The organism is Mucilaginibacter sp. GW821-FHT07H05, from assembly GCF_059418485.1.
Window position 1 is genome coordinate 345,566 of sequence record NZ_JBWKPY010000003.1, and the last position, 17,702, is coordinate 363,267.

Sequence of the window (17,702 nt, forward strand, 5' to 3'; positions counted from 1 at the left end):
TTCGAACGTAGAGAGAAATCTTGTACGAACGGACAGTCTGCAGCACATCCCGCTCAAGAGATAGTTCTCCTCACTCCAATCCACAACCTCCGCAGGTTCGTTCGAAATGACATGGTGTTTTAACAAACCCTTCGTGTTTATCCTTATCCCTACAGGATCTTTAAAATAATAATGACATCGTGTTTAAAGCAACACACCGGAAACTGACTAATCAGCCTTCTTCCCTAACACGCTATGCTTATACCCGTAGGTAAAATACAGCGCGAGCCCAATTACCAGCCATACCAGGAAACGGATCCAGCTTTGGTACGTTAGCTCGGTCATCAGGTAAAAGCAGCTCAACAGGCCTAATACCGGTATCAGCGACAGGTTTTTAAGTACAGCCAGCACTGTTAATATAGTCGACAGGATAATGAACAGGAAAAAAGGGAAATTCTGATGCACATTCTCACCATCGAATAAACCCAACAGCGGTTTCCAAAAGAAGGCCATTACGGCTACATACAATACCGGCGCTATCCACTTGGCATTAACATATGGCAGGTGGAAACGGCCTTTTACAGCAGCTTCGCGCGGCATTAATAACACACCGCCGCACACCAATACAAAGGCAAACAGGGTACCTATACTGGTTAGGTCGGTTACCTCGGTCAGGTTCATAAACAGGGCTGGTATGGCCACCACAAAGCCGGTTACAATAGTGGCAAATGATGGTGTATGATATTTGGGGTGGATCCGCGAGAAAGCTTTAGGCAGCAAACCATCACGACTCATGCTCATCCATATACGGGGTTGCCCTAACTGAAAGATCAGCAATACGCTGGCCGTGGCTATTACCGCGCTGATGGATATCACATAGCTTACATTATTTAAGCCTACTCTTTTAAACACAAAAGCCAATGGATCGCCTACCTGCAGTTCTTTATAACTTACCATACCGGTTAATACCAACGCGATCAGAATATACAAAACGGTACAGATCACCAGCGAATAGATCATACCTTTAGGTAAATCCTTTTGCGGGTTCCGGCATTCCTCGGCTGTTGTAGATATGGCATCAAAACCGATATAAGCGAAGAATACGCCTGATACCCCCTTCATTACCCCACGGAAACCGTTAGGCAAAAACGGGTGCCAGTTAGCCGGCGAAACGTAAAAGAAACCGATAATAATAACCGCTATTACAATGGCTATCTTCAAAAACACCATGGCGTTGGTGGCCTTTTTGGTTTCGCGGATACCAATGTATACCAGGTAAGTAATGGCAATTACAATGCACAATGCCGGGATATTGGCTATCAGTTTAAGGCCGCCAAAACCGGGGGCCGTATTCCAGGCCATGGCGGCGGTTTTCATACTATCGGTCATATCAGCCAGGTGACCACTTTTGGTAAGCTCCTGTACCTGTTCATGCGCGCGGAAAGCCGAGAAGTAATCCAGCGTCAGATATTCGGGCATGTGGATACTGAAGCCCTCTAAAAAGTTAACAAAGTAAGTGCTCCAGGATATGGCTACGGCAATATTGCCTATGGCGTATTCCATCAGCAAATCCCAGCCGATGATCCATGCAATCAGTTCGCCAAAGGTGGCGTAGGCATAAGTATAAGCGCTGCCTGCAACGGGTATACGCGATGCAAATTCGGCATAACACAAGGCCGAAAAACCGCAGGTAACGGCCGTTAGTATAAATAGTATGGTAACACCGGGCCCACCGTTAAAAGAGGCTTCGCCAATGGTTGAGAAAATGCCCGCTCCTACTACAGCGGCAATGCCCATCAGTGTCAGGTCCTTAACACCTAATTCTTTTTTAAGATGACTGCCGGGATGCTCGGCATCACTAAAACCGCTTTTAATATCTGTGAGGATGTGTTCGAGGGACTTTTTACGGAAAAGGTTTTTGGACATAGGGCGTTACATCAGTTAATATGCAAACCAAACATAATGATTTTTTCGGAAGTATGAAATATGGACAGCATGGTGGATGCATTGGGGCGATTTAACCACAGAGATCACAGAGATTTTCACATAGTACACAGAGATTTATTTTATTTAATAAATTCTTAATTACATAGCAAGGCTCTGTGATCTCTGTGATTCCTCCCTCAGTGCACTCCGTGGTTAAATAGCCTCTCCCCATCAAATGTTAATATTTGTTAAGTACCAGCTATTTTACAATCCTTAAAACAGATTTTCTTTAATTTACAGAAGATTAAAAGCCCCCTGATGATAAAGAAATTCAACCTTGCGCTTTACACCTTGTTGTTTATCCTGTCGGCCTATCATGCCCGCGCGCAGCAGCAGACCTATATCAGCATCAGCGGTAAAATAACAGATGCCGAAAACCACCAGCCTATCCACGGGGTAAGCATCAGTATCGACAGAAAGGGCGTGGGTACGGCTACCAATATCGATGGCAAATTTGCCCTGATGATACCTGCCGCCAATTTTAAGGATACCCTAAAGGTATCGTGCATTGGCTTTAAAACTAAATATTTACCTATAGCCAATCTAAAATCGGGCGACGAGCACAATATTTCCCTCGAAAAAAACAGCACCCAGTTAAAAGAGGTAAGCGTGGCCTATCACGATCCCTTAAAGATCATTCAGAAAGCCATAGCCCGCATCCCCGATAATTATATCAACCACCCGCATATTACCCGGGGCTTTTACCGCATGTATACTTACAATGGTAAAGTGCCACTGCAACTATCCGAAGCTGTTTTTGATGTTTATAATTTCGGGTATGGCGATAAACGGGCCGATCTGTTCAGGCTGATTAAAGCGCGTGATGAAAAGAACGAACGCGATTTTAACTCGATAGAACTGGGCCAAAAGCCCAACTCGGTTTTTGAGGATGATATTGTAAATCACTTATACACCAGCGGTTTTTTAAGCGACCGGGGTATCAAAAAACATAAGTACGAGGTAATGGGTATTGTTGATGTTAAGGGTTACGAGGCTTACGAGATCGATTTTAAGGAAAAATCGGCAGATGACGATGAAACCTTTCGCGGCCGGATGTTTATTGATACCCAAACCTATGCCTTTATTGATTTTGATTTCGGGTTAAGTCCGAGCGGTTTAAGTCATTTTATGTTTGGCAATTTTGCCAAGCGTGTTTTAATGGGGATAGCCGGTGTTAAGGTTGAAATGAAACAGGACCACTCTAAAGTAAGTTATCAAAAGGTGGGCGATAGATGGGTACTGGCCGGTGTAACCAGTGATAATGCGCTGTATATTAAAAGCCCGGGCCTGAAATATGATTTTACCGCTAATGTAAAGTTCAATTACCAGGTAACAGCTGTTGATACGGTACAAACCGCATCTTTCAACACCAAGATAGGTCGGGGTGAAAACATTAACGACCATGACAGTAACGATGGCGAAGAATTTTGGAAGGATTATAACATCCTTTTAGCAGATTACAAAACCGAAGACATTTTTAAACAGATAAAAGCCATTAACGGCTTGGGTAAATTAAAAGGCAGGTTTGAAGATAAAGAACGCAAACTACCTAAAGACCCTGCTATCCGGTTGGATTCGCTGCTAAGTTTTTATCATGCCAACGGACAGTTTAACGGCACGGCTTTAATTAAACACGACGGCGCCGTTATACTCAGCAAAAGCTATGGTTACGCTGATAAGGAGCAGCAAAAGGCGGCCAATAGCCATACCACCTACCGGATAGGTTCAACATCAAAAACATTTACATCGGTTATTATTAACCAATTGGTGAGCGAGGGCAAACTGTACATAGATACGCCGATAAAACACTATATGCCCTATTACAAACACGGCGGTATCACTATCGGGCAATTGCTTACGCATCAATCGGGCATACCCGAATATTTTGCAAATGATGATTATAAAGCGGAGATCATTACTAAATCGTTCAGTCTGAAGGATATGGTAACTAAGTTTTGCAGCGATCCGCTCGACTTTGAAAGCGGGACAGAATTTGAATACAGTAATGCTAATTTTGAAGTGCTGGCCTTAATTGCCCAGGAAGTAACCGGTAAACCCTTTGAAACCCTGTTGCAGGAACGCATTTTTACACCGCTAAAAATGACCGATACTTATTTTGGTAATTATAAAGGCAGCGACAACCACCAGGCTAAAGGCTACTCGGAAAACATGCCGGAACTGATCTACGATGTGGCCAATGAAGCCGGCGCCGGCGGCATATCATCATCGGCCGAAGACCTGCTGAAATATCATGATGCCTTGTTGGCTAACCAGCTATTATCCAAAGAAGCCAAAGCCCAAATGCTGAAAACAAGGGTAGAGTTTAAGGATTATGATGCCTGGTACGATTACGGTTGGATGACGGATAAAAAGGCTTTCAGCGCATCGGGTAAACATGTGATCACCTATCATCCCGGTACCGATCTGGGCTTTTTTACCATGTTTGCCCGGCAGGAAGACGCCGATAACTGTATTATCCTGTTAAACAACACCGGCGATTTCCCGCGTTACGATCTAACTGATCTGATACTGGATATCCTAAACGCGCAAAAATAATCCGGAAAAACGGAGGCCCTCTTTGCATCGTAATAGTCCATGAATAGACATTACGGATATGAGTTTATGAGGGTAGTCCCCGCTGGGGACAATTTTATTTTTTTCTTCCATGCTACAAACAGATAGTCCCTCTGGGACACAGAAGCATAATCGATATGTTGGATTAGCCAGGTTCTATGTCCCAGAGGGACTACCTGTTTGTAGAAAGCGTAACAGAAACCATAATGCCCCGGCCAGGGGCTACCCTAAAATGTCTATTGATGGGCTATTGCTCTTTGTGGGAGGACCAGTGTTTTTTACTCGTTCAGTATATCGTTAAGCAATATATCCTTCCGGCGCTTTCGGCGTACTACCAGTATTACAAATACCACAATCAATACAGCAGAGATGATCAGCACAATCATTGTACCGCTTAGTCCCTGCCATTTACCAAAGGTGAGATACTGGTCGCGTCCATCCAGATCGGGGTCTGTTTTAATGCTGTTAAAAAACGCGTCCATTTCCTTTTTACCCACATCCTGGCGGCTTTCATCATACAAAAACTCGAAAGTGTAGGTTACCGGCCCGGTATAAAGGATCCGGAATTTTCGCAACTGCACCCCGCTGCCGGTATCGGTACGGATGGTAAAATCGCGCACCTCCAGCTTGTTAATAATGGTATCATGATCGTTGATCACCGTACCGTTCGACAGGCTTGCTTGTACCTTGCGGATATATTCCTTAAAAATATTGTTCAGTTCCCGCTCTTTTTTCAGCGTTTTATTGGTAGACGGGTTCGGCGACCGGCTGGCCACCAAAAAACCATATTGAGAACTGGCGGTGTATGTTCGCTGCCCTAAGGTGTCCCGTTTGGTATAATCGGCTGGCAGCGTAACGCTTACCAGGCTATCCAGCTGTACCGTTTTTTGCGTTTGGCAAAAAGCCGGCAAGCCTAAAAGTATCAGGCTAATATTAATGAGTATCTTTTTCATAGTTTATTTACAACTCAAAAAACACATATAGGTTTTCTTTTTTAAGTTATTTTACAGATTATCAGCTATATAATACCCACAAAAAACATTATTAAAACCAGCATTAATCATTAGCAAAGCTTGAACTAAGTGTATTTTTTACACTATTAAAACACAAGCATAATCACTAATCCGTATCTTTGCTCCAGATATGGAATTACAGGCTACTTATTCAACTTATCCCCGTAAAATGCTGCGTATAGCGGTAGGCTGTATGTTTTTTTTGGCGGGCATTTGTTTTGCCAGCTGGGCATCGCGCATTGCCAGTATCCAGCAAACATTAGGTTTAACCGATGCGGCCCTGGGCGCGGTACTGTTTACACTGCCGGTTGGCCTAATGCTTTCACTTCCGTTTGCCGGCTGGGTTATCAGCAAAACAGGCAGCCGTAACCTATTGATCATTGCCCTGATATTTTACGGGATTGCTTTGGTAGGATTAGGATCGGCACAGCAGGTTTGGCAGTTAATTGCCTGTTTGTTATGCTTTGGTTTTGCCAGTAATAGCGTTAACATAGCCGTAAACACCCAGGCCGTTGCTACCGAACGTTTGTACGATAAACCCATTATGGCATCATTCCATGGTTTGTGGAGTTTAGCGGGCTTTGCCGGTGCCGGTATTGGTACGTTTATGATTGGTAAAGGTATTATCCCGCAACACCATTTTATATTGATACTGGCGCTGATGATAGCCGGGGTAATCTATTATTCACGCTACCTTAACAACGATAAAAGCGGGGCAACCGACGGCCCTGTGTTTGTTATGCCGGATAAGTCGCTGATCAAACTCGGCATTATCGCTTTTTGTTCGATGATGTGCGAGGGCGCGATGTTTGACTGGAGCGTGATCTACTTTAAAAAAGTGGTTTTAGCCAATGGCGCCTGGATTGGTGCCGGGTATACCGCCTTTATGCTGACGATGGCCACCGGCCGTTTCATTGCCGATTGGTTTGCCCATCGTTTTGGGCTGAAACGCACTTTGCAAATCAGTGGATCGTTAACCGCGATTGGTTTGATCATTGCCGTAATATTCCCCTACCTGTTTACAGCCATCGCCGGCTTTTTATTGGTCGGATTCGGGGTATCGTCGGTAGTGCCTTTGGTTTATAGCGCTGCGGGTAAATCAAAAACCATGTCGCCGGGTGTGGCATTGGCAGCAGTTTCTACCATTGGTTTTATCGGCTTCCTGGTAGGTCCTCCGGTAATTGGCTTTATAGCCGGGGCAGCCAGTTTAAGGTTATCGTTTACCCTGATTGCCGCCATGGGCATCAGCGTTGTGGTGGTATCTACAAAAGCAAGGCTTTCTTAAGTCCTGAGTCTTGAGTCTTAAGTCACGTCATAATATTACTTTAGACTTGGGACTCAAGACTAACGACTTAATGAATCACATAATCAAATTCCTCGTACCCATTTTTGATAATAAGGCGTAAGGGCTGCTTGGGTTCTTCCATATCCAGCGCAAGCTGAGCAATAATGGCTGGCAGGTTATCACGGATCACTTTCAGATCGGTTACATGCGGCATTACCACTAAAATATCATCGCCCACAGGCGTAATTTCCCAGCCTTTTAAGTTAGCGTTGTTTAGTATCTCTATCCATTTCTGCTGATATGCGTTCATAAAGTAGTTTACTATAAAAAAGGTGCTATCACCATAAATTGTTTTTACAAAGACTATAAAAAGCAAAAAGCCCGAAAGACGAGTTATAATACCCATCTTTCGGACTTCCCGACTTATGCGGACGTTCGGACTCTCTTATTGCGCCACCAACTCCACTTGCTTTACCTGGCTGGGGAACCATACCATCATTTCCCCTTTGCCCCGGTTAGCCCAGGAGTAATATGGAATAGCTATCAGTTCTTTACTGGCTGTACTTACATTCTCGCCGCTGGCGTCTACATTAACTTGCTTTACGTTACCTTTCAGTACGGTTACACCATTAAGCAAGCCCGCGTTAAATTCAGGTTGAAAAGTGGTGCTTGAAGGGATAATCAAATTGCTGGTTTTGCCGCCGTTATCGGCCCATTCGGCGCAGTACATAATGGGGCCGCGCTGCAGGGCTATTTTGCCAATATCTTCTTTAATTTGGGTATTGGCCACTACCCGCCTAACTTCCATAGGCAGGGTTACGTCTACCTTATCGCCGGCTTTCCATTTTTTGCTGATAGTGGCATATCCATTTTGTACGGTATACTCAACCGGTTTGCCGTTTAGTTTAATTTCTACCTTATTATTGCTGTTTTGCTGATAGCTGTACAGGTCGGATGGTACAGCCTCATTGCGGGCCCAGCCGGGGATACGGATCTTTAAATTCATCTCCATTGCCGATGCCGGGTTAACGATAAAGGCCAGTCCCCCATCCCATGGGTAGTTATTTTGCTGTACAATATTGAGCGCTTTGCCGTTCACCTTTAAATTACCCGTACCGCTGATAAACAGATTAACGTATACATCATTACCTTTTTGCGCGTAAACATAACCCGGTATGGCCGGTATTAAACGCACTAAGTTTGTAGGGCAACAAGAGCAGGTAAACCAGCCTGAACGTGCGGGCTCGGCATCGGCATGGGTAAAGCCTGTAGTAATTTGCATGGCATTGGTATAAAAAAACGATTTACCATCTAAACCTATCCCTGATATTAAGCCGTTATACAAGGTTTTTTCCAGCACATCAATATATTTAGCATCGCCATGAAGCAAAAACATCCGCTGGTTCCAGAATACGCTGCCAATGGCGGCGCAGGTTTCGTTATAAGCGGTGGCGTTGGGTAATTCGTAGTTATCGCCAAAGCGTTCACCATCGCCCTTCGCGCCAATGCTGCCCTGCACATACATTTTTTTGGTAACCATATTATCCCAGATCTTATCAATTGCGGCCAGGTATTGCTTGTCGCCCGTTAGCGCGGCTACATCAGCCATACCGGCATACAGGTACATAGCACGTACGGCATGGCCTTCGGCTTCGTCCTGGTCAACTACCGGTTTATCATCCTGAAAATAAACGCCATTCTCCCAAACGTTCTTGCTTTTCTTGTTATAAGCCTTTTTACCACGCTGATCGATAAAAAACTTGGCCAGGTTAAGATACTCTACCTTATTAGTAATACGGTACAGGCGTACCAGGCCCATTTCTACAATTTCGTGCCCGGGCGCAACGCCCCTTTTGCCAGGTCCGAATGTGGCTACCAGCAAGTCGGCATTTTTAAGTGCGATATTGAGGAAGTTACGTTTGCCGGTAGCCATAAAATGCGCGGCAGCCGCTTCAAACATGTGGCCGCTGTTATACAACTCGTGGCTCATCTTGTCCTCGTTAACCCAACGCTCGGGCCCGGCCCACGATTGCGGGTGTACCGGATCGATGGTACGGGCCGTATACAGGTAACCATCAGGCTCCTGCGCCTTGCCAACAATGGTAATCAGCGAATCCATGTAAGCATCCAGCTTTTTATCGGGCCTTAAGGCCAATGAGTACGATGCCCCTTCAATGGTTTTGTAAATATCAGTATCGTCAAAAGGATAGGTAGTGCAAAACTTCCCGCTTTTGGCTGCTGCCATTTCAAAGTTTTTTACCCTTCCGGTGCTCACGCAACGCTCAAACGATGCAGGTATGGTTACCGTACGGTTAGTTTCTATCCGTGGTGTCCAAAACTTATCGGTAAACTTTACGCTGGTAAAAGGGACCGGTTGTACGGGGTAATCCTGCTGGGCATAAGCTGCAGCCGATAAGCAGATGGCGGAGAAAAGGGCAATGGTTTTCATATTGATTTTATATAAAAATGTCATTTCGAACGTAGAGAGAAATCTTATACAAGCGAAGAATCTGCTCGCAGAAGATTTCTCCTCGTACCTCGTTCGAAATGACAAGGATTTAGTGTCTTACTTATTTGTAAACTTATAAATGCTTACTGTTTTATAAACCTGCCCCGGTTTTAACTCGGTTGTAGGGAAAGCCGGTTTATTTGGCGAATCAGGGTAATGCTGGGTTTCCAGGCAAAGCGCTGTACGGAAATCGTTTTTAGCGCCGCCTTTAACAGTGTATTTACCAGCCATAAAATTACCGCTGTAAAACTGGATGCCCGGCTCGTCGGTATAAACCTGCATAATGATACCTGTCAAATCACCTGTAAGGGTAGTAATTGGTTTGGTGATATCGTGTTTGTTCAGCACATAGTTATGATCGTAACCCTTGCCGCTTTTCAGTTGTTCATCAGCCTGTTCAATACGTGCGCCAATAGCTGTAGGTGCACGGAAATCAAACGCGGTGCCTGCAATAGGCGCTATTTTACCGGTAGGGATCAGCGTAGTATCAACCGGGGTATAAGCATCCGCGTCAATTTGTAAGGTATGGGCCAGTATGGTACCGCTGCCGCAACCATTCAGGTTCCAGTAAGCATGATTGGTCAGGTTTACAACGGTTGGCTTATCGGTTGTGGCCTCATAGCTGATCTTCAGACTGTTATCATCTAACAAATCATATACAACTTTTACTTTAAGGTTACCGGGAAAACCCTCTTCCCCATCTTTAGACAGGTAGCTTATTTCCAGCGCATGCTCGTTCAGTTGTTTAGCATCCCAAACTTTGGTGTCGAAGCCAAATTTACCGCCGTGCAGGGTATTGGGGCCGTTGTTAACCGACAGGTTATATACCTTACCGCCTAAGCTGAACTTTGCACCGCCAATACGGTTACCGTAACGGCCAATGGTAGCGCCATAAAAATCGCCGGCTACCTGGTAGGTGGCCAGGCTATCAAAACCAATCGCCACATCAACCATTTTGCCTTGCTTATCGGGCACTAACATGCTCACCAGCCTGCCGCCCCAATTGGTAATAGCAGCTTGTACACCATTTTTATTTTTCAAAAAGTACAGGTCGGTTGCTTTGCCGTCAACTGTTTTTTGGAAGTTGGCCGCCACCGGCAGGGCAATAGTTGTTTTTGTAGTGGTGCTGCTGCTTGTACTATCGGTTGTGGTAGTAGTACTGCTTTTGGTGCCCTGATCGCAGGCTGTTAGTGCGGCAATGCCGGCCAGTAGTAACCCGGCTGTAATGTTTTTCACGCTGATGTTCATATCGCTTTAAATAGAGTTTATAGGGTTGGTTTATTAAATGTAAATCTAACAGTAAATATTTTTGATTTACTAATTTGGAAAAAGATTTTAAGAAATTTTTAAATAAATTGTGTAATTAACCAAAAAAGAATTTATCAAATAAAAACAAGCTAAATAATTGATTTAAAGAGTTAAAAAGTCAACTTTTTTCAATCTTTACGTTACCATAACATTTAACCTTAACCTTATCACCTAAACATTGTTACATTTGCATCGTAAAACAATTTCGGGGACATAGCTATTACAAGTTATGTCCACCGAAAAACGATGTTAATGATATAGATGAATACCCAGGAAAAGCTTACAACCGTACAACCGCGAAAATACAACTCTTTCAAGCGCGGCCTCAACGATTTTTTTCTGAGCCTTTATAAAATCTACCTTTTTTTAGCCCGTTTTTTTAAGGAAGTATTTTTACCGCCTTACGAATGGAACGAGGTAATTAAACAATGCTACCAGGTAGGTGTACGCTCGTTTACACTGATTACCGTTACCGGCTTCATCGTCGGGGTGATCTTTACCAAACAATCCCGCCCCTCGTTAGCCGAATTTGGCGCCACATCGTGGTTGCCCGGCCTGGTATCCATTGCCATTATGCGCGCGCTTGCCCCTTTGGTAACCGCGCTGATAGCCGCCGGTAAGGTTGGTTCAAGCATTGGCGCCGAACTGGGATCGATGCGGGTAACCGAGCAGATAGACGCCATGGAGGTATCGGGCACCAAGCCTTTTAAATATTTGGTTTGCACACGTATTATCGCCACTACTATTACTATACCCCTGCTGGCCACTTATGTAGGTTTTATAGCCATTATAGGCGGTTTCCTGAATGTTAACCAGGGCGAAGGCACAAGCTTTAGCACTTATATGCAACAGGTTTTTGAGCCGCTTACCTTTATAGATTTTGAAGCATCCTTAGCCAAATCCATTGTGTTTGGCTTTACTATAGGCGTGGTAAGCTGCTACCAGGGCTTTTTTGCCGATAAGGGCACCGAGGGCGTTGGTAAAGCCGCCAACGGATCGGTAGTTACAGCCATGTTCCTGGTGTTTATTGAAGAAGTGATCATTGTACAAATAGCCGGCTGGTTCCGCTAAGCAATATGGAGAAACCTACGGGATATATCGACTATAATAACACGGTTATTAATATACGCGGGTTAAAGAAATCATTCGGCGACCTGCACATTTTGCGTGGCGTTGACCTTGACCTTTACCAGGGCGAAAACCTGGTGGTGCTGGGCCGGTCGGGCATGGGTAAATCTGTACTGATCAAGATCATATCCGGTTTACTTAAAGCAGATAGTGGCAGTGTGAAGGTATTGGGACAGGAGGTTACCACGGTTAACGATGTACAGTTGCAGGAGATCAGGATGAACATTGGCTTCTCTTTCCAGAACAGCGCCTTGTACGATAGTATGACGGTACGCAATAACCTGGAGTTTCCACTGGTGCGTAACCAGCGCAACTTAACCCGCGCCGAAATTAATACCGCGGTTGAAACCGTGCTGGATGCGGTTGGTTTATCGCAAACCATTAACCAAATGCCATCCGAATTATCGGGCGGACAGCGTAAAAGGATCGGGATTGCCCGTACACTGATATTGCAGCCGCAAATTATGCTGTATGATGAGCCAACAGCCGGACTTGACCCGATTACCTGTATTGAGATAAACGAACTGATAAACGAGGTGCAGGAACGGTATAAAACATCATCAATTATTATTACACACGATATGACCTGCGCCAAAAGTACAGGCGACCGGATAGCGATACTGCTTGACGGGCAATTTCAGCGCCAGGGCAGCTTTGAAGAAGTATTTGATACCGACGACGCGCGTGTGAAACCATTTTACGACTATAACTTTATACAATAACCAACCATGGATACAGGAGAAAACAAACGGGCCATTATTGTGGGCATATTTATAGCCCTTGGCATTGTTATATTTGTATTAGGGATATTTACCTTAGGCAGTAATCAAAAGACTTTTGGCGGCGGTATCCAGATCAGCGCCGTGTTTGATGACGTGGCCGGCTTGAAAAAAGGCGGCGCCGTTTGGTTTTCGGGCGTTAAGGTGGGCACTATTAACAGCATTAAATTTAAAGGCGTATCGCAGGTTGATGTACGCATGACCGTTGATAAAAGCCTGCAATCATACATCCACCGTAATGCCGGGGTGCGGATCAGTTCGGACGGCCTGATCGGCAATAAGATCATTGTGATAGATGGCGGTAGTCCGCAGGCACCGCCTGTGCAGGATGGCGATGTGTTACAGGCCGAGAAACTATTATCAACAGAGGATATTACCAAAACCCTGCAGCAAAACAATCTGAATATTTTAGCGATCACCACCGATTTTAAAAAGGTAAGCCATCAATTAGCTGAAGGCAAAGGTATGATAGGCGCGCTGATGGGCGATACCGTACTGGCCATGAAATTTCGCACGATTGTACAAAACCTGAATAATACTACAGCAGCCACCACCCGCATGGCGATGGAACTGGATAAGTTTGGCGCCAAACTAAACAGCAAGGGCACCCTGGCCGATAACCTGTTGACAGATACCAGCACCTACAAAAAACTAAGGGCATCGGTTGATAACCTGCAAAAAACTACCACCAGCGCTGCCGCAATGGTAGAGAACCTGAATAAGGCTACCGATAAACTGAATGGTAAGGATAATGTGGTAGGTGTTTTGCTGGATGACCCTAAAACCGCCGCTAAACTGCGCAGCAGTATTGATTATTTACAGCAAAGCTCGGTAAAGTTAAACGATGACCTACAGGCGTTGCAAAGTAATTTCTTTTTGAAAGGTTTTTTTAAAGACCGGGCAAAAGCTAAAGCCGATAGTTTAAAGAAAGCCGGAAAGCAATAATTTTGATTGAAAAAGGTTTATTTTTAATAATCATTTACATTAAGTAAATTTGAATATGAACCTGCAGGCTGAAAAAATAGAATTAGCTAAAATGCTGTTAGAAACAGAGGATCAATCTTTGTTGAAAGATATCAGGTCTTTATTTGCGCGTAAAAAAGAAAGCAGTACCACACCGCAATTTGTAATAGACGGCATTAAGAAGAGCCAGGAACAGTTTAAGAACGGCCAATATTTACCTTACGAAGAAGTAAAGGAATTATTGGGTAAAATATGAGTCTTAGGATATTGGTTTCTGAGGAAGCGATCGAAACTTTAATTTCCACTACCATCTTTATAAAAAATAATTGGGGCAATGTTGCTTCCGATAAATTCAAAAAGCGGGTAGACCAAGTCCTGATAAATATATCAAATCAACCTTACTTATTTAAGGCAGTAGAATTTGATAGCAATGTCCGAAAAGGCTTAGTTACAAAGCAATGTTAGGTATATTACCAAGTACACGCAGAACACATTCAAGTTCTGTTTTTCTGGGATAATCGGCAAGAACCAATGTTTTAATTATTTCTTAACTAACCGCTCAACTTCCGGCTCCACTCCTACTAATTCCTCGGCATGCTCTTCGGCTGCTTCAGCTGTAGCGTAATTGAGCTTACGGAAACGCCATAAGGCAAAAGCCGGTTCCTGGAATTTGTTGATCAGCTTAAAGTATTTGGGGAAGTTGTGGATCTCATCCAGCAGTACGCCGGGTACAATGCCGTTGTTATCCAGTATTTCGCGGATGGTATATTCTTTATCCTTGGTTACCCAGATCTCAAAATCTCGCCTGATCTCCTCCGATTTCTCTGGGTCGATCTTCGCATCGATACAAATTACTTTATCTCCCGGTTTCATAGCTGCTCCTTTGCAAGGGTACAAAGATACAACACCGTTGAACTTGTATCGTTTAAAAAATGTCATTTCGGTCACCAACACGTCATTGCGAGCGGAGCGTGACAATCTCGCCACCCTCTCTCGCATTCCAACACTGCGACCCATGACGTATCTGTTTTAAACACCATGTCATTTCGATAGAGCAAGGGCAGGGATTGCGTGGAGGGCGAAAGAGAAATCTTGTACGCGCGATAGGTAAATCGTATAAGATTTCTCCTCACCCCAACACATAACCTCCACAAGTTCGTTCGAAATGACATGGTGGTTTTAACGTTGCCCCTTCTCACAGTCCCCGCTGCTCCTCGCAACGACAATCAGAAGTAAACACTAAACCTTCTCTACAAAATCCTTCAAACTGGTACCCAAAATAGCGTTCCATCCCGCGTCAAAGTTTTTGGGAGCAAATGCTTCAATGGCGGGGAATGTTTCTAAGCCGGTATGGGTTACCTTAACATGCGTTCCGCTAGCTTCCTCCGATAGCTCGAACGTAACCAGCGAGTCGCCTTCATACCCGTCATAGCGCCAGCTGTAAGCTAACTTTTTATTCGGGATAACTTCTTTCACCACGCATTTATGCAGGTATTGCGTCCCCTTGGGGTCGCCGCCAGTAAATTCAAACTCAAAGCCAACTTCGGCTTTAAAATCGGCAAGCTTAAAATACCATTGCTTCATTTTATCGTTATCGGTAAGGGCCTCCCAAACTTTCGCTACGGGCGCATTATAGCTTTTTTCTGCCACTATCGGTTGCGCATTTTTTTGTGTTTCCATATTGATGTTGTTTTTAATTGATTATTCCGTTTTATCATCTCCTAAAGCCAGAAATTTATCCAGATCGTCCAATTTAGTGTTCCAGAACTGGCGGTATTGATCTACCCAGGTAGCTACTTCGCCCAGTTTTTTATAATCGGCTTTGCAATACCTGTCCCGGCCCTGCTGTTTAATAGTCAGCAAACCGCATTGGCTAAGGATCTTAATGTGCTTTGATATAGCCGGGCGACTGATCTCGAACCTATCGGCAATAGCGTTCAGGTTCAACTGCTCGTTAGCCAGCATGGCTATGATGGCCCGGCGGGTTGGGTCGGCAATGGCCTGGAAAACATCTCTTCTCATCTCTCTTGATATAAGTAACCGTTCGGTTACAATTATAAGAGTAACCATTCAGTTACGCAAATTTATTCAGACTTTTTTCCGCAAAAAAATAGCCCCTGCTTTTCAGCAGGGGCTATCAAATCATATTCTGTTACTTATTTTACAACAAGCACGCCGTCGGCAACTATTTCCACATCCTTTTTAGGTGTTTTAATAGCGGCAATTTCTTTTTCGGTTTTACCGGCATCTTCGGCATAATGCTGTAATTGCTCAACCGATGTTTTGCTTACTTTAGCAGTACCGGCTATCACAACTGTTTTACCCACAATATTTTGCGGCATAAAAAATCCGTAATCTTTAAAGGTTACCATAATGGGCTCGCCACCGCCAGCCTGGGCCAGTTTCATAAAGCAGCCTTTTTTGGTGCAAACCTCTACAACTTCGCCTGTAATTTTCCCTTTATAAACCGAGTCGCCCTTAAACGATGCAGCCAGCGCCTGTACCTTTACGGCATTATCGGCAGTTAGTGTTTTCCCGTAAGTAACGCCTGGTGCAGCAGGTGTTATTTTGTCCTGCGCTTTTACGCCAATGGTAAGCAGTAATGCAGCAGCAAATAATAAAATAGATTTCATAGCGCTTTGATTAGTTTTAGTATCTGCATCAAAACTAAGCATTTATCCAGTTATTGCAAAAACTGACATGATGCCTCCTGCTGATGAGCAAATATGCTGATTGTCCTTTATTCTGTTACTGATGGAGCCGGGGCATTACCCGCCGATTCATTAGGTTTTCTATCGCCTGATGGCTTTTTGCGGGGCCATTTTTTCTTGTTACGGTTATTATTTCCCCCTCCACTCTTAGTACTTCCGCCGCTATGCGGGCGACTATGCGACGATGAATGGCTACGCTCGTCCCTTGGGGCCGGCGATTCGCCAATTTCGGCAGGCAGCGGTGTTTGCGGTACCGGTTTGCCAATCATGCTTTCAATACGCTTTAGTTTTTGCTCATCGCGATGATTGATGAGGGTTATAGCTGTACCGGTTGTAGCGGCACGGGCCGTACGGCCAATGCGGTGGATATAATCTTCGGGATCGGGCGGCGCGTCGTAATTGATCACCAGGTCTATACCTTCCACATCAATACCGCGCGATAAAGCATCGGTACCGATAATAATAGGCAGGGTTTTGTTTTTAAAGTCAAGCAGGATCTGCTCGCGTTCTGATTGTTTAAAATCCGAACTGAACGCGCTCACTTTTAATTTAGCTGCCCTCAGTTCCTTATTAACTTCTTTAACCTTATCCTTGGTTGAGCAAAAAATGATAGTGCTTAAGTATGCACCGTCCTTTAACAATAGTTTGATCAACGGTATCTTCTGACTATCGTGCACCCGGTAAACCTGCTGATTAATCCCCACAGCCGGCTGCGACAGCGCGATATTGATCTGCTCGGGGCTGCGCATAATGGTATTAGCCAACTGGCGGATCCGCGGCGGCATAGTGGCCGAAAATAGTAAGGTTTGCCGCTCGGCGGGCAGGTAGCGGATAATACGGGTAATATCATCGTAAAAACCCATATCCAGCATCCGGTCGGCTTCGTCCAGTATCAAATGCTGCAGCTTATCCAGTTTAACTATACCCGATGTTAGGTGGGCAATCAGCCGGCCAGGGGTAGCAATTACAATGTTTACATGGTTTTGTATGGCCCGGCGCTGCTGTTCGTAAACAATACCGTCGCCACCGCCAAATACCGCTACCGAACTAATGCCGGTAAAATAAGCCAGGCCTTCAACCTGCTGGTCAATTTGCTGGGCCAGTTCGCGGGTAGGAGCTAATATCAGTGTATCGATATAAAGTTTATCGCCTGCGCCAATTTTGTTGAGCACTGGTAATAAGTATGATGCTGTTTTGCCAGTGCCTGTCTGCGCGCAGGCTATCAGGTCTTTTCCCGTCATAATAACAGGGATGGCCATAGCCTGTATGGGTGTTGGCGTGGTGTATCCCATGGCGTCCAGCCCCTCGGCTAAATGTTCGTTAAAATTAAAATCTTCGAAAGTCACTATATAATATTGATGAATTGTGCAAGATAGCAATTTTAAACGGGCTTATCATAAAGCGGGGCTTACTTGCAGGCATCGCTTTTAAAAATACCGCTACCGGTAATATTATTCCAGGTCCCAT

The 17,702-nt window shown here is 44.7% G+C and carries 16 protein-coding genes; 6 read left to right on the forward strand and 10 right to left on the reverse strand.

Features of this window, described 5'->3' with window-relative positions; translation table 11 throughout:
• Window positions 1–207 precede the first annotated feature (207 nt).
• On the reverse strand, window positions 208–1,905 hold the full coding sequence (locus AC07M6_RS09245) for an amino acid permease (RefSeq protein WP_494888724.1): 1,698 nt from the start codon (window positions 1,903–1,905) through the stop codon (window positions 208–210).
• Window positions 1,906–2,223: 318 nt separating this feature from the next.
• Between AC07M6_RS09245 and AC07M6_RS09250 the strand changes: the two genes are divergently transcribed.
• On the forward strand, window positions 2,224–4,521 hold the full coding sequence (locus AC07M6_RS09250; RefSeq protein WP_494888725.1) for a serine hydrolase: 2,298 nt from the start codon (window positions 2,224–2,226) through the stop codon (window positions 4,519–4,521).
• A gap of 296 nt (window positions 4,522–4,817) precedes the next feature.
• Here the strand turns inward: AC07M6_RS09250 and AC07M6_RS09255 are convergent, their stop codons facing one another.
• Window positions 4,818–5,492: a hypothetical protein gene (locus AC07M6_RS09255; protein ID WP_494888726.1), complete on the reverse strand. Its 675-nt coding sequence runs from the start codon at window positions 5,490–5,492 to the stop codon at window positions 4,818–4,820.
• Window positions 5,493–5,682: 190 nt separating this feature from the next.
• Between AC07M6_RS09255 and AC07M6_RS09260 the strand changes: the two genes are divergently transcribed.
• Complete coding sequence (locus tag AC07M6_RS09260) at window positions 5,683–6,837, forward strand: MFS transporter (protein ID WP_494888727.1); 1,155 nt, start codon at window positions 5,683–5,685, stop codon at window positions 6,835–6,837.
• 67 nt (window positions 6,838–6,904) lie between these two features.
• On the opposite strand, the gene AC07M6_RS09265 is transcribed toward AC07M6_RS09260, so the two are convergent.
• The 3 genes from AC07M6_RS09265 to AC07M6_RS09275 form a co-directional block, all read right to left on the reverse strand.
• Complete coding sequence (locus tag AC07M6_RS09265) at window positions 6,905–7,147, reverse strand: hypothetical protein (protein ID WP_494888728.1); 243 nt, start codon at window positions 7,145–7,147, stop codon at window positions 6,905–6,907.
• A 135-nt stretch (window positions 7,148–7,282) separates the two neighbouring features.
• Entirely contained in the window at window positions 7,283–9,286 is a 2,004-nt protein-coding gene (locus tag AC07M6_RS09270; RefSeq protein WP_494888729.1) for a glycoside hydrolase family 127 protein, read from the reverse strand.
• A 117-nt stretch (window positions 9,287–9,403) separates the two neighbouring features.
• Complete coding sequence (locus tag AC07M6_RS09275) at window positions 9,404–10,594, reverse strand: aldose epimerase family protein (RefSeq protein WP_494888730.1); 1,191 nt, start codon at window positions 10,592–10,594, stop codon at window positions 9,404–9,406.
• A gap of 321 nt (window positions 10,595–10,915) precedes the next feature.
• On the opposite strand from AC07M6_RS09275, the gene AC07M6_RS09280 reads away from it, so the two are divergent.
• Genes AC07M6_RS09280 through AC07M6_RS09295 form a run of 4 tightly spaced genes read left to right on the forward strand, consistent with a single transcriptional unit; the run spans window position 10,916 to window position 13,780 of the window.
• Window positions 10,916–11,725 carry an MlaE family ABC transporter permease gene (locus AC07M6_RS09280; RefSeq protein WP_494888731.1) on the forward strand — a complete coding sequence of 270 codons (810 nt, stop codon included), beginning with the start codon at window positions 10,916–10,918 and terminating at the stop codon, window positions 11,723–11,725.
• Between the two features lie 5 nt (window positions 11,726–11,730).
• Window positions 11,731–12,504: an ABC transporter ATP-binding protein gene (locus AC07M6_RS09285; RefSeq protein WP_494888732.1), complete on the forward strand. Its 774-nt coding sequence runs from the start codon at window positions 11,731–11,733 to the stop codon at window positions 12,502–12,504.
• A 6-nt stretch (window positions 12,505–12,510) separates the two neighbouring features.
• Entirely contained in the window at window positions 12,511–13,506 is a 996-nt protein-coding gene (locus AC07M6_RS09290) for an MlaD family protein (protein ID WP_494888733.1), read from the forward strand.
• Window positions 13,507–13,561: 55 nt separating this feature from the next.
• Window positions 13,562–13,780: a hypothetical protein gene (locus tag AC07M6_RS09295; protein ID WP_494888734.1), complete on the forward strand. Its 219-nt coding sequence runs from the start codon at window positions 13,562–13,564 to the stop codon at window positions 13,778–13,780.
• Between the two features lie 284 nt (window positions 13,781–14,064).
• Here the strand turns inward: AC07M6_RS09295 and AC07M6_RS09300 are convergent, their stop codons facing one another.
• The 5 genes from AC07M6_RS09300 to AC07M6_RS09320 form a co-directional block, all read right to left on the reverse strand.
• A complete protein-coding gene (locus tag AC07M6_RS09300) occupies window positions 14,065–14,397 on the reverse strand; it encodes a hypothetical protein (protein ID WP_494888735.1) in 333 nt (110 codons plus the stop codon).
• 366 nt (window positions 14,398–14,763) lie between these two features.
• Window positions 14,764–15,204 (reverse strand): SRPBCC family protein, encoded by a 441-nt coding sequence (locus AC07M6_RS09305; protein ID WP_494888736.1) that lies wholly within the window; start codon window positions 15,202–15,204, stop codon window positions 14,764–14,766.
• A 21-nt stretch (window positions 15,205–15,225) separates the two neighbouring features.
• On the reverse strand, window positions 15,226–15,546 hold the full coding sequence (locus AC07M6_RS09310) for an ArsR/SmtB family transcription factor (protein ID WP_494888737.1): 321 nt from the start codon (window positions 15,544–15,546) through the stop codon (window positions 15,226–15,228).
• Window positions 15,547–15,680: 134 nt separating this feature from the next.
• Entirely contained in the window at window positions 15,681–16,157 is a 477-nt protein-coding gene (locus AC07M6_RS09315; protein WP_494888738.1) for a DUF4920 domain-containing protein, read from the reverse strand.
• Window positions 16,158–16,264: 107 nt separating this feature from the next.
• A complete protein-coding gene (locus AC07M6_RS09320) occupies window positions 16,265–17,581 on the reverse strand; it encodes a DEAD/DEAH box helicase (protein WP_494888739.1) in 1,317 nt (438 codons plus the stop codon).
• Between the last annotated feature and the right edge of the window lie 121 nt (window positions 17,582–17,702).

What these genes read in the sequence shown, in the direction of transcription:
- AC07M6_RS09245 (WP_494888724.1), bottom strand. Translation starts at nt 1,905, where the DNA reads ATGTCCAAAAACCTTTTCCGTAAAAAGTCCCTCGAACACATCCTCACA.
- AC07M6_RS09250 (WP_494888725.1), top strand. Translation starts at nt 2,224, where the DNA reads ATGATAAAGAAATTCAACCTTGCGCTTTACACCTTGTTGTTTATCCTG.
- AC07M6_RS09255 (WP_494888726.1), bottom strand. Translation starts at nt 5,492, where the DNA reads ATGAAAAAGATACTCATTAATATTAGCCTGATACTTTTAGGCTTGCCG.
- AC07M6_RS09260 (WP_494888727.1), top strand. Translation starts at nt 5,683, where the DNA reads ATGGAATTACAGGCTACTTATTCAACTTATCCCCGTAAAATGCTGCGT.
- AC07M6_RS09265 (WP_494888728.1), bottom strand. Translation starts at nt 7,147, where the DNA reads ATGAACGCATATCAGCAGAAATGGATAGAGATACTAAACAACGCTAAC.
- AC07M6_RS09270 (WP_494888729.1), bottom strand. Translation starts at nt 9,286, where the DNA reads ATGAAAACCATTGCCCTTTTCTCCGCCATCTGCTTATCGGCTGCAGCT.
- AC07M6_RS09275 (WP_494888730.1), bottom strand. Translation starts at nt 10,594, where the DNA reads ATGAACATCAGCGTGAAAAACATTACAGCCGGGTTACTACTGGCCGGC.
- AC07M6_RS09280 (WP_494888731.1), top strand. Translation starts at nt 10,916, where the DNA reads ATGAATACCCAGGAAAAGCTTACAACCGTACAACCGCGAAAATACAAC.
- AC07M6_RS09285 (WP_494888732.1), top strand. Translation starts at nt 11,731, where the DNA reads ATGGAGAAACCTACGGGATATATCGACTATAATAACACGGTTATTAAT.
- AC07M6_RS09290 (WP_494888733.1), top strand. Translation starts at nt 12,511, where the DNA reads ATGGATACAGGAGAAAACAAACGGGCCATTATTGTGGGCATATTTATA.
- AC07M6_RS09295 (WP_494888734.1), top strand. Translation starts at nt 13,562, where the DNA reads ATGAACCTGCAGGCTGAAAAAATAGAATTAGCTAAAATGCTGTTAGAA.
- AC07M6_RS09300 (WP_494888735.1), bottom strand. Translation starts at nt 14,397, where the DNA reads ATGAAACCGGGAGATAAAGTAATTTGTATCGATGCGAAGATCGACCCA.
- AC07M6_RS09305 (WP_494888736.1), bottom strand. Translation starts at nt 15,204, where the DNA reads ATGGAAACACAAAAAAATGCGCAACCGATAGTGGCAGAAAAAAGCTAT.
- AC07M6_RS09310 (WP_494888737.1), bottom strand. Translation starts at nt 15,546, where the DNA reads ATGAGAAGAGATGTTTTCCAGGCCATTGCCGACCCAACCCGCCGGGCC.
- AC07M6_RS09315 (WP_494888738.1), bottom strand. Translation starts at nt 16,157, where the DNA reads ATGAAATCTATTTTATTATTTGCTGCTGCATTACTGCTTACCATTGGC.